Raw genomic sequence first — 11888 nt, 5'->3', positions numbered from 1 at the left:
TATAACGATATGGATGCTTTAAAATTATTGACGAACCGCCGATCTTCCAAAAAACTGAAGCCCCCCGCCCCCGATGCGGCGGAGTTGGAAGAGATGTTGCAGGCGGCAACCCAAGTTCCCGATCACGGCAATATGCGCCCCTTCCGTTTTACCGTGATTCAGGGGGACACTGCTTTGCAGCGTTTCCGCAGTATTTTGGCGCAGACGGTTGACGCGTTGAATTTTGGCGCGGAGGCGTTGCAGAAGGCTGAAAAAGTGGGCAATATGGCGCCGATGGTTATTGGTGTAACGTTTGCGCCCAACCGCGATGTGCCTAAGCCGAAACCGGAATGGGAACAGATGCTGACGGCGGGTTGTGCGGCGTATGCGCTGCAACTGGCGGCAACGGCGCAAGGTTTCGACAATGTCTGGATAACGGGGATGTGGGTCAACAGCCCCTTGTTGCGGGAGGCTTTCGGTTGTGCGGATAAGGATAAAATCATCGGGCTGATGATGATCGGCACGCCGACAGAGGAAGCGCATAAGCCCAAGAATACCGATTTGGAAGCGTTTGTCAGCCATTGGTAAACGGAATCTCAAGCAAAATGCCGTCTGAAAGGCTTTCAGACGGCATTTTTCCATGCGTTTTAAACAGGGTTCATGAAACGCCCGATGCGTTCGGGGGAAATGTCGGGTGTCGCGCCATGTTCGGAGGCGACCAGCGCACCAAGTGCGCAGGCGAAGGCGAGGGCATGTTGGGGTTCCGCGCGGTTGAGCAGCTGATAAATCAGACCGCCAAGGAAACTGTCGCCCGAACCGACGGTATCGGCAACTTTGATTTTAAATCCGCCGTGTCGGAAAAATTCCCCGTTTTTGTACAGGACTGCGCCGTGGCTGCCCAAGGTTACGCAAAGAGTGCCCGTATCGGTCAGTTTTGCCAGATAAACGATGTTTTGCTCCAAACTGTGATAGGGCGATCCGTAAATCTTTGACAGTTCGTAGAGTTCGTCATCGTTGAGTTTGACGACATCAGCCTGTTTCATGGTTTCTAAAATCAGGGAAGCGTCGTAATGCGGTTTGCGCAGGTTGACATCGAAGATTTTGAATTTTGCCTGTTGCAACAGGCTGTTTAAAGTTTTTCGGGAGGTTTCGTCGCGCATGGCCAGGCTGCCGAAAATAAAGGCATCGGATTGGGCAACGCGGTGCAGTGCTGCTTCTTCTGTCCGGATGCCGTCCCATGCACAGGGATAGACAATTTCGTAGGATGCGCTGCCTTGGGCATTCAGCGACACTTTAACCTGACCGGTGGGATAATCCGGATGAATCTGGACAAAGTCGGAAACGATGTTCTTTTGTTGTATTTGTCGGACAAGTTCTTCTCCGTCGCCATCATTTCCCCTACTGCTGATAATGGCGGTATCCATACCGAGCGATTGTAATCTGTACAGCACGTTTAAAGGTGCGCCGCCCAAAATTTTTCCATCAGGGAAAGCATCCCACAGTATCTCGCCGAAGCCGGTAATTTTCATTGGATTTCCTTGGTTTGGATAAATAGTCGGAAAGTTTGACGGTTTTGCAGACCGTCGCTGATCGGGAATGTAGTAATACTCCGAATGAGTTTTATAAATTTCGTTGGAAAAATAAAACGTTGTCGGTATTTTGACGGGTTTGCCACAAAGGTGGTTTGATTCACCGCAAGATAATTTTGTTTTTTCCTACAAAATATTGCTTGAAATTGCAAGATGATGAAACAAAACTAGAATTTTCGGGCAAAAAACGGCGGTACTTTTCAGTACCGCCAAAGCTGCTTTGGTAATTGAAGGGGTTATCGGCTTGCGCAACGGAAGCCCAAGTTGTGCAAGACATATTTGGATTGCAGGCTGGTGCGGATGCCGTAGCGGAGGAAGGCAGCATAGTTGGACGAGTCGCTCGACCCGATAGATGCGCCGCTGCAAAACATTTGCGCGTTGGCATTGCCGGAAGAAAGCAGGCTGCTGTTGAAATCTTCCGTCCATTCCCAAATCAGCCCGTGCATATCGTAAACGCCCCAGTAGTTCGGGCGGCCTTTGCCGACATCGTGCAGGCCTTTCCGGCCGCCATCCGCATACCAATCGAGAATAGTGCGGTTGTAGCCGGGTTCGTTTGAGCCGTTTTTCTGCGTGGCGGAAGCAAGTCCGGCAAATTCCCATTCGTCAATGGTCGGCAGGCGTTTGCCTTGTGCGGCGCAATAGGCGTTGGCGGCAAACCAGGAAACATTGGTAACGGGCTGTTTCAGTTCGCTTGCCTTTGGTGCATAGCTGTGGCTGCCGTTTTTCATCCAATGCTTCAGATAAGCGGGTTCTGCCTGTTTGGAACTGACCCTGCCTTTTTGCCATTGGGGGTGGCTGTTGACGAATTCGGCAAACTCGGCATTGGTAACGGGATATTTATCCAGTTTGAACGGTTTGACTTTAATCAGGCCGGTATCTTTTTTCAGATAAAGCGGGCGGTAGCTGCCGCCTTCGATTTGAACCATTTCGGCAGATGCCGCTTGAGTGCCGGCGAGTGCCGCACAGAGAAAGAGTAACCGGGCAAACTTCATATTATGCCTCCTGACAGGCGGTTAAAATTGATTTTTCAGACGGCATTTTAAACGAAAAGCTGCGAATGCCGTCTGAAGAATCAATCTTCCGAAAGGAAAGATTAGGTTGTTAAAAAACCACTGCCGTGCGTAATGAAGTACGGCGGCAGTGGTTTGTCCCGCTAATGACGGGTATCCGGTTTAATAAACGCTTTTTTCGGATGCAGAGGCTGCCGGGGCAGAAGCAGCCGGTGCGGAAGCAGCAGAGGCTGAAGCCGCGCCGCTGCCGGCGTAAGCGGTATCGCTCAATTTTTGAGTCATAATTTCAGGGTTTTCCGCACCCTCTACTTTCAATTGGCCCAACGCGCCTTTGTTGAATGCGCGGAAGATGGAGTGGTCGACCAAAGTGTAGCTGCCCGGGATATCGACTTTGAATTCGACAATGGCGGAACCGCCGGCAGGAACGATGGTGCTTTGTACGTTTTCGTTAATCAGCTTGCCGCCTTCAACATAAACTTTGTCGAAGATTTCGCCGATGACGTGGAAGGAAGACACCAGGTTCGGACCGCCGTTACCGACGTACATACGCACGGTTTCGCCTGCTTTGGCTTTCAGCGCGTTATCGCCGGCGATAGAACCTACATGACCGTTGAATACGACGTATTCAGGCTGTTCGGCAACGGCTTTGTCCATATCGAACGGTTGCAGGCCTTGCGCGCCTTTTTTGCCTTTGGTGTAGAAGTCGCCTTGGACGATGTAGAACTCTTTATCCACTTTCGGCAGGCCTTCTTTAGGCTCGACCAAAATCAGACCGTACATACCGTTGGCGATGTGCATACCGACCGGCGCGACGGCGCAGTGGTAGATGTACAGGCCCGGTTGCAGGGCTTTGAAGCTGAATGTGGAAGTACGGCCCGGGGCGGTAAAGGTTGCGGCTGCACCGCCACCCTGACCGGTTGCGGCGTGGAAGTCGACGTTGTGCGGAACGGTAGAAGACGGGTTGTTGGAGAATTCGACTTCTACAGTATCGCCTTCGCGTACGCGGATCATGCGGCCCGGAACGTCGCCGTCAAATGTCCAGTAGTGGTATTCCACCCCGTCGTCCATTTTCATGGTTTTTTCGACGGTTTCCATTTTCACGCGGACTTTGGCAGGGTAGTCGCGGTCGATTGCGGGAGGTACTTCGGGAGCGTGGGTGGTAACCGCATCGATGACGGGCAGTTCGCCTGCAGGCGTTTCGGCGGCAGCTTGTGCGGCGGAACTTGCGGCTTCTGCGGAAGCGGCAGGGGTTTCGGCAGGAGCTTGAGCAGTTTGTTCGCCACCGCAGGCGGCTAAAGCAAACATAGAAGCGATAATTGCAGCTAAGGCTTGGCGTTTCATGATGTTTTCCTTTTGTAAGAAAAGTAAATTGTCCTGAAAGGATTGGTTAAGAACTTGGTGTGATTATGCGGTTGCCCCATTGCGGGCATTTTGATTTAAGTCAAATAATTCATAAAATATGAACTTAAAATGATACTTCTAATACTTTATAACTACCAAAAATTACAATGAATAGGCTGATTTGCCAGGGTTTCGGCAGAGCAGGCAAAGGCAGGGCAATTCCCGAGTAAAGAATAATGATAGTTATTATCATATATGTATTTGTTTTATATGTGAGTTTGTTTGAACAAATGTTTATTTGCGCGGTAAACCGTGCTACAATCTTTAACATTCATATTCTGTGAATTTTAAACAACTGCTTTATTAAAAGGAGCTCTCAAAATGGGACAGTACAAGAAGCTGTGGTACTTGCTGTTTGCCGTTCTGGCAGTATGCTTTACCATTCTTGGCTATATGGGCAGCGAGGTTTATAAGAAAGCCCCGCCTTACCCCGAACAGGTCGTTTCCGCATCAGGCAAGGTCTTGATGACGAAAGACGATATTTTGGCAGGTCAGTCTGCGTGGCAGAGTACCGGCGGTATGGAAGTCGGTTCGATTCTGGGTCACGGCGCATATCAGGCTCCGGACTGGACGGCCGACTGGCTGCATCGTGAGTTGTCCGCCTGGTTGGATTTGACCGCGCAACAGACTTACGGCAAAAAATTCGACGAGGTTTCCCCCGAAGAACAAGCTGTCTTGAAAACACGCTTGGCCGACGAATACCGCAACCAAAGCCGCGTGAAGGAAGATGGTTCTGTGGTCATCAGCGATACGCGCGTGAAAGCCATCGAAAGCATCCTGCCGTACTACCACGGTGTTTACGGCGACGATCCCGCACTGCAAACCACCCGCGAACACTTTGCAATGAAAAACAACACATTGCCAAGCAAAGAAGCGCGTGAAAAACTGTTCGACTTCTTCTTCTGGACTTCTTGGTCTGCTTCGACCAACCGTCCCGGCGAGGTCTTTACCTACACCAACAACTGGCCACACGAGCCTTTGATTAACAACGTACCGACTACTGAAAACTACATGTGGTCGTTTACCAGCGTTGTATTGCTCTTGATGGGTATCGGTCTGCTGATGTGGGGTTATTCCTTCCTGACCAAACACGAGGAAGTGGAAGTGCCGTCTGAAGACCCGATTTCCAAAATCCAACTGACCCCTTCGCAAAAAGCATTGGGCAAATACGTCTTCCTGACGGTCGCCTTGTTTGTGGTACAAGTATTGCTGGGCGGTCTGACTGCGCACTACACCGTCGAAGGTCAGGGTTTCTACGGCATCGATGAGGCGTTGGGCTTTGAAATGTCCGACTGGTTCCCCTACGCCCTGACCCGTACTTGGCACATCCAATCCGCCATCTTCTGGATTGCAACCGGCTTTTTGACGGCAGGTCTGTTCCTCGCGCCGATTGTCAACGGCGGTAAAGATCCCAAGTTCCAACGTGCAGGCGTGAACTTCCTCTATATCGCCCTCTTCATCGTGGTCGGCGGTTCTTACGCGGGCAACTTCTTTGCGTTGACGCACATCCTTCCCCCCGAATTTAACTTCTGGTTCGGACACCAAGGTTACGAATACCTCGATTTGGGACGTTTCTGGCAACTCCTTTTGATGGTCGGACTGCTGTTGTGGCTGTTCCTGATGTTGCGCTGCACGGTTTCCGCTTTCAAAGAAAAAGGCGTAGACAAAAACCTGCTGGCAATCTTTGTCGCTTCTATGGTCGGTGTGGGCGTATTCTACGCACCGGGTCTGTTCTATGGCGAAAAATCCCCGATTGCCGTAATGGAATACTGGCGTTGGTGGGTGGTTCACCTGTGGGTGGAAGGCTTCTTTGAAGTATTTGCCACTGCCGCCTTTGCCTTCGTCTTCTACAATATGGGCTTTGTCCGCCGCAGTACCGCCACTGCCTCCACTTTGGCCGCTGCCGCCATCTTTATGTTGGGCGGCGTTCCGGGCACGCTGCACCACCTGTACTTCTCCGGCTCTACCTCCGCCTCTATGGCAATCGGCGCCTGCTTCTCCGCTTTGGAAGTCGTGCCGCTGGTGTTGCTGGGCCGTGAAGCATACGAGCATTGGTCTTACCAACACCTGTCCGACTGGGCAAAACGCCTGCGTTGGCCGCTGATGTGCTTCGTGGCAGTCGCCTTTTGGAATATGATCGGTGCCGGCGTATTCGGCTTCCTGATCAATCCGCCGATTTCCCTGTTCTATATCCAAGGTTTGAACACTTCTGCTGTTCACGCGCATGCCGCCTTGTTCGGTGTGTACGGTTTCTTGGCATTGGGCTTCGTATTGCTGGTTGCACGCTACTTGAAACCGAACGCGCAGTTTGACGACAAACTGATGACTTGGGGCTTCTGGCTGCTCAACGGCGGCTTGGTCAGCATGATTGCCATCAGCCTGCTGCCTGTCGGCGCGATTCAGGCATACGCCTCCATCACGCACGGTTTGTGGTATGCCCGCAGCGAAGAGTTCCTGCAAATGGAAATCCTCGACACCCTGCGCTGGGTTCGTACTGCTGCCGACTTGATCTTTATCGGCGGTGCAATCTGCGTTGCCATCCAAGCCACTAAAATCGTATTCGGCCGCGACAAATAAGTTTTAGCCTGAAAATGGAAACCGCACCTGCCATCAGGTGCGGTTTTTTTACAGGCAAATGCCGTCTGAAGGCTTCAGACGGCATTTGTCCGTTTGCGGGTTTATTCCGAAATATCGGCAACACCGCTTTCGGGGAAGATAGGCAAATCCGGCGGCGGGAGCAGGGTATCCAAAGTCAGGGCGGACGCATCGAGTGTCGGATAGCCTTCAAACGCGACCAAATAACCGCCGTTTCCGTTCATACGGATTCGGGCGTTCGCGCCCAAGGGGAAAGTGATTTTGTCGCTGATGTGTCCGAAGGGGAATCCTGTCAGCACGGGGATTTTCGCCGTGCGCGAAATATGCTTGGCAACGGCGGAAAAATCATAAGACGGATCGTACACGTCGCGGATATTGCCCATACGGAAATTGCCGAACACGATGGCGCGCTGTTTCTTCAAAATACCCGAAAGATACAGCGTATTGAGCATACGTTCGATGCGGTAGGGCTGTTCGCCGACATCTTCGAGAAACAAAATGCCGCCGTCGATGTCGGGCATATAAGGCGTACCGGCAAGCGAGGCGAGGACGCTTAAGTTGCCGCCCCACAACGTGCCTTCGGTTTCGACATCGGCGCGTTGGATATAAGGAACATCAACGGTCAGGCGGTTTTGGGTTACCCCCTTGATAAAGGCATCCATTGTAAACACGCTGGGGGAGGGTTTGCCGAATTCGCTGTATGCCATCGGACCGGCAAAACTCATCATATTGCCTTTTGCTAAGAGTACAAGCTGGACGGCGCAAACATCGCTGAATCCGAAAAACAGCGTACCACGTTCGCGCATTCTTGCGCCGAGTGAGGCAAAATCAATATGCGGCAGAATGCGTGCCGCACCATAACCGCCGCGCAAACCCATCAGAACTTTCGGCATGGCAACGCGACCGGAAGCGACCTCTTGGAAATCTGCCGCGCGTTGCGCGTCCGTGCCTGCAAACCGCTGAAAACGGCGGTTGCCCGCCTGTTGGTTGGTTACGGTAAAACCCGCATTGTAAAGGCGGGTTAAGGCTGTGTTGACGCGGTTGATGTCTTCGGCAAAGCCTGAGGAGGCGACAATACGCAGAAGATTGTCGGCAGAGTTGGAATGGCGTGGTGGTTCGGGGTACACGGTTCGGGCTTTCGCAACAGGGTGAGAGGGCGCGGATGAGGCATTGTTTGAAGCAGGCGCAGTACCGCAAGCCTGAAGCAGCCCCGCGCCTGCGGCGGCGGTACAGGTTTTCAGGAAACGGCGGCGGGAGGTCGGTTCGGTCATAATTTCCCTTTCATACGGTTTCAGACGGCATCGGCGGGCTTAAAGCAGCTTTTTAAGCTGTTCCGTCCAATCTTGCGGCAGGGTCATACCGTGTTTCCGGACGGGGTTTGCCCAAATCGGCGCAGGGAAAGACGCATCGTTTTCAAAGCGGGCGATAATATGCCAATGCAGGTGCGGCACGACATTGCCCAAGCTGGCGAGGTTGATTTTTGCCGGCCGGAACACTTGGCGCATAGCGGCTTCGACTTTGTACACCATTTCCATCAATTCGCCGCGTTCCGCTGCCGAAAGGTCGGTCATTTCGGCAATATGCTTACGCCAAATGACGCGGCAGAATGCAGGCGAACCGCTGTCGTTATGGACGGCGATGACGCGCAGCTTGGGGGTTTGCAGCAAAACGTCTTCATTTTGCGCCGTGCAGATGGGGCAGGGTTGGGCGGTCATTTTTCCTTATTCCTGAAAGTGTTTAAAAAACGGTAGGATAATTTCTGATATAGTGGATTAAATTTAAATCAGGACAAGGCGACGAAGCCGCAGACAGTACAAATAGTACGGAACCGATTCACTTGGTGCTTCGGCACCTTAGAGAATCGTTCTCTTTGAGCTAAGGCGAGGCAACGCCGTACTGGTTTAAATTTAATCCACTATAGTCTAATTTGTCTGTCCGCATTGCCGCTAATTGTACCACTTCATCGTGTTTCCTTTTCGGTTGAAACCCCGCCCTTTAGGGCGGCAAGATCAGACTTTATAGTGGATTAAATTTAAATCAGGACAAGGCGACGAAGCCGCAGACAGTACAAATAGTACGGCAAGGCGAGGCAACGCTGTACTGGTTTAAATTTAATCCACTATATTTGGGAGTGGTGTAACCCCTTCCAAATCAGGACGACACATAGGGCGGTGCTTTATGTGTCGTCCTGTGTGTTGAAACATATCGGACGCATTTGAACAGTGATGCAGCAAACTGTTTTAGCGGCAGGTAAGAGATGCCGTCTGAAGCCCATTGTCCGTCATTCCCGCACAGGCAGTTGCTACAGTTACTGAAGCCCCTTAGCCGTCGCGCAGGCAGTTGCTACGGTTACTAAATTCCCGTCATTCCCTCAAAAACAGAAAACCAAAATCAGAAACCTAAAATCCCGTCATTCCCGCGCAGGCGGGAATCTAGAACTTTTAAATTTTCAGACGGCATTTTCCTGTCGGTGCGGCACTCAGGAAAACTGCGCCGCGCCACGGTTTGCCAAATCGTCGGCGCGTTCGTTTTCCGCGTGTCCCGCGTGTCCTTTCACCCAAGTCCAACTGACTTGGTGCCGTCCGACCAGCGCGTCGAGTTCTTTCCACAAGTCGTCGTTTTTGACCGGCTGTTTGGCGGCGGTTTTCCAGCCGTTGCGCTTCCAGCCGTGTATCCAGTTTTCCATACCGTTTTTAACGTATTGCGAATCGGTGCAGATGATGACGGTGCAGCGGCGTTTGAGCGATTTCAGCCCTTCGATGACGGCGGTCAGCTCCATGCGGTTGTTGGTGGTTTGCGCCTCGCCGCCGAAAAGTTCTTTTTCGCGGCTGCCGTAGCGCATCAACACGCCCCAGCCGCCCGCGCCGGGATTGCCTTTGCACGCGCCGTCCGTGTAGAGGTAAACGGTTTTGTCCATATTGTGCCTTTGTGTGGTGTCCGGCGTGATTATAAGCGGTTTGCGCGCCGTGCCGTCTGAAAGATTGCGGCGGATTGAAATAGGCATATAATGTGCAACTTTATTTTTGAATATGAAGGAGCGGATAGTGGGTCAAAGTGGCGAGTTGTTTTGTTTCGGACAGATGCCTGTATGGAAAGTGGAAAACCTGCCGGAAGTTTTGTTGTCGGGCTATGCGTCCAAAGAAAGGGAGTGGGTCTGTCTGAATGTGTTGCAGGGCGATGTCGAAGTCCGCCCGCAGGACGGGGCGGCGGAGGTTTGGTCGGCGGAAAGCGGCGATTGCGTGTTTGCGCCGCAGCAGGTGTTTTCGGTCAAACCGAAAACGGACGATGCCGAAATCCGTTTGTCGCTGTATTGCGCGGCGGCAGACTATTTTCACAAAAAATACGGGATGAGTGCCACGCATTCTGCGGTCGCGGCGGCACAGGATACCGTACCGGCGGGCAGGGCGTTGGATATGGGTTGCGGACAGGGGCGCAACGCGCTGTTCCTCGGCTTGAAGGGGTTTGACGTAACCGCCGCCGATTGCAATCCCGCCGCCTTGGCAAACGTGGCGGAGCTGGCAGAGGCGGAGGGTTTGAACGTCCGCACGCTGGAATATGATTTGAACGCCGCCGCCCTTCAGGGCGAGTTTGATTATATTGTGGCAACGGTGGTGCTGATGTTCCTGATGCCGCAGCGCGTGCCTGACGTGATTGCCGATATGCAGGCGCATACGGCGGCGGGAGGGTACAATTTGATTGTATCGGCAATGGATACGGCGGATTTCCCCTGTCCGATGCCGTTCCCCTTCAAATTTAAAGAGGGCGAGCTGAAGGATTATTATCGGGATTGGGAGCTGGTCGAATACAAAGAAGAATTGGGTTCTATGCACGCCAAAGATGAAAACGGCAACCCGATACGGTTTAAATTTGTAACCATGCTGGCGAAAAAACCTGAATAATCCTCAAAAATGCCGTCTGAACATTTTGTTTCAGACGGCATTTTTACGGTTAGTCCCGATACGCCCAATGATTGACCGGCCCGTGTCCCGCGCCGATTTCCAAAGGGTTTGAGATTGCCGCCGTAATGTAGGCCTTGGCAGTCTGTACGGCTTCGCAAACGTCCGAGCCTTTTGCCAACTCGGCGGTAATGCAGGCGGAAAACGTGCAGCCCGTGCCGTGCGTGTGGGCGGTCGGAAAGCGCGGGCTGTCCAATTCCAGCGTTTCGTTTTGCGTAAACAGCCAATCCGTGCAGCGTCCGCTTGTGCTGCCGTTCAAATGTCCGCCTTTGATAACGACATTTTTGACACCGTAATCAAGCAGGATTTTTGCCGCACGTTCCGCATCTTTGCGGCTTTCGATATGCACGCCGGTCAAGGCTTCCGCCTCGGGCAGGTTGGGGGTCAATACATCCGTATCGGGAAGCAGCAGGCGCGTCAGTGCCGCAACGGCGGAATCCTGCAACAGCGGCGCCCCGCCTTTGGCAATCATCACAGGGTCGAGTACGCGCCTGCCGAAGTCGCAGTGTTTCAGGCTGTCGGCAACGCATTCGATGATTTCCGCCGTGCCGAGCATACCGATTTTGTAGGCGCGGATGTCAAAGTCTTCCCTGATTGCTTGGATTTGTGCGGTGATGGTTTCGGTCGGGACGAGGTGCACCGCGGACACGCCCAAAGTATTTTGTGCGGTAACGGCGGTGATGACGCACGTTCCGAACACGCCGCGCATCTGAAACGTTTTCAAATCCGCCTGAATGCCCGCACCGCCGCCCGAATCCGAACCGGCGATGCTTAGGGACTGTACGAAAGAGCCTTTCATATGTTCCTCCTTATCTATTGCGTCCGACCAAAAGGGCTTCTGCCTGTAAAAAAACACGGCGATGCCGTCTGAAAACCGCAGCGCGGGGTTTGTGGTGCATTATATGTCGTATTGCAGGACAAGGCATAGGGCAGGGCGGTAGGGGCATCGTAGCAACTGATAATGAAAAAAGAGGGCGATGCCGTCTGAACCGCGTGTTGCGGCGAGTATAAACCAGCACGCTTTATTCGTCATTCCCACAAAAACAGAAACCTAAAATTCCGTCATTCCCGCGAAAGCGGGAATCCAGACCTTCGGGGCGGCGGCGATATTCAAAGGTCGTCTGAAAGTTTGAGATTCTAGATTCCCGTTTTCACGGGAATGACGGAAGTTTGCGGGAATGACGGAATCACGGGAATGACGGAATCACGGGAATGACGAAAAATTGCAGGAATGGCGATTCATAATAAAAAAACCTGCTCGAAACAAGCAGGTTTTTGAATTGGCACGCCCACGGGGATTCGAACCCCGGTTGCCGCCGTGAAAGGGCAGTGTCCTAGGCCTCTAGACGATGGGCGCG

At 52.6% G+C, this 11888-nt stretch carries 10 protein-coding genes, 1 tRNA gene and 1 pseudogene; 4 read left to right on the top strand and 8 right to left on the bottom strand.

Annotation, left to right across the window (positions count from 1 at the left end; genetic code table 11):
- The first annotated feature begins 9 nt into the window (after positions 1 to 9).
- Complete coding sequence (locus Q3O06_RS02875; protein ID WP_118793182.1) at positions 10 to 567, top strand: nitroreductase family protein; 558 nt, start codon at positions 10 to 12, stop codon at positions 565 to 567.
- A gap of 59 nt (positions 568 to 626) precedes the next feature.
- On the opposite strand, the gene Q3O06_RS02870 is transcribed toward Q3O06_RS02875, so the two are convergent.
- From Q3O06_RS02870 to nirK, 3 genes are all read right to left on the bottom strand, one after another.
- Entirely contained in the window at positions 627 to 1508 is an 882-nt protein-coding gene (locus Q3O06_RS02870; protein ID WP_301817574.1) for a carbohydrate kinase family protein, read from the bottom strand.
- Positions 1509 to 1804: 296 nt separating this feature from the next.
- On the bottom strand, positions 1805 to 2560 hold the full coding sequence (locus tag Q3O06_RS02865; protein ID WP_301817573.1) for a formylglycine-generating enzyme family protein: 756 nt from the start codon (positions 2558 to 2560) through the stop codon (positions 1805 to 1807).
- A 180-nt stretch (positions 2561 to 2740) separates the two neighbouring features.
- On the bottom strand, positions 2741 to 3919 hold the full coding sequence (gene nirK / locus Q3O06_RS02860) for a copper-containing nitrite reductase (protein ID WP_301817571.1): 1179 nt from the start codon (positions 3917 to 3919) through the stop codon (positions 2741 to 2743).
- A 381-nt stretch (positions 3920 to 4300) separates the two neighbouring features.
- On the opposite strand from nirK, the gene Q3O06_RS02855 reads away from it, so the two are divergent.
- A complete protein-coding gene (locus tag Q3O06_RS02855) occupies positions 4301 to 6556 on the top strand; it encodes a nitric-oxide reductase large subunit (RefSeq protein WP_301817570.1) in 2256 nt (751 codons plus the stop codon).
- A gap of 101 nt (positions 6557 to 6657) precedes the next feature.
- Here Q3O06_RS02855 and Q3O06_RS02850 read toward each other — a convergent pair whose 3' ends face one another.
- Together Q3O06_RS02850 and Q3O06_RS02845 are read right to left on the bottom strand one after the other, a co-directional pair.
- Entirely contained in the window at positions 6658 to 7845 is a 1188-nt protein-coding gene (locus tag Q3O06_RS02850) for an LD-carboxypeptidase (protein ID WP_301817568.1), read from the bottom strand.
- Positions 7846 to 7884: 39 nt separating this feature from the next.
- Positions 7885 to 8289: an HIT family protein gene (locus Q3O06_RS02845; RefSeq protein WP_002246328.1), complete on the bottom strand. Its 405-nt coding sequence runs from the start codon at positions 8287 to 8289 to the stop codon at positions 7885 to 7887.
- 302 nt (positions 8290 to 8591) lie between these two features.
- Here Q3O06_RS02845 and Q3O06_RS02835 point away from each other — a divergent pair.
- A pseudogene (locus tag Q3O06_RS02835) lies at positions 8592 to 8702 on the top strand (IS5/IS1182 family transposase); the annotation flags it as partial.
- Between the two features lie 351 nt (positions 8703 to 9053).
- Here Q3O06_RS02835 and rnhA read toward each other — a convergent pair.
- Positions 9054 to 9491, bottom strand: coding sequence for a ribonuclease HI (gene rnhA / locus Q3O06_RS02830; RefSeq protein ID WP_192904402.1), 438 nt, complete (start codon positions 9489 to 9491; stop codon positions 9054 to 9056).
- Between the two features lie 112 nt (positions 9492 to 9603).
- Between rnhA and tehB the strand changes: the two genes are divergently transcribed.
- Positions 9604 to 10473, top strand: a complete 870-nt coding sequence (gene tehB / locus Q3O06_RS02825) for an SAM-dependent methyltransferase TehB (RefSeq protein ID WP_301817609.1) — start codon at positions 9604 to 9606, stop codon at positions 10471 to 10473.
- 49 nt (positions 10474 to 10522) lie between these two features.
- On the opposite strand, the gene thiD is transcribed toward tehB, so the two are convergent.
- Together thiD and Q3O06_RS02815 are read right to left on the bottom strand one after the other, a co-directional pair.
- Positions 10523 to 11329: a bifunctional hydroxymethylpyrimidine kinase/phosphomethylpyrimidine kinase gene (thiD, locus tag Q3O06_RS02820; protein ID WP_301817567.1), complete on the bottom strand. Its 807-nt coding sequence runs from the start codon at positions 11327 to 11329 to the stop codon at positions 10523 to 10525.
- A 482-nt stretch (positions 11330 to 11811) separates the two neighbouring features.
- Positions 11812 to 11887, bottom strand: a tRNA-Glu gene (locus Q3O06_RS02815).
- Between the last annotated feature and the right edge of the window lies 1 nt (position 11888).

The sequence above is a fragment of the Neisseria maigaei genome (assembly GCF_958267405.1).
Lineage (GTDB): Bacteria > Pseudomonadota > Gammaproteobacteria > Burkholderiales > Neisseriaceae > Neisseria > Neisseria bergeri.
Note: the sequence above shows the minus strand (reverse complement) of the source record. Positions and strands in the feature narration are given on the sequence as shown.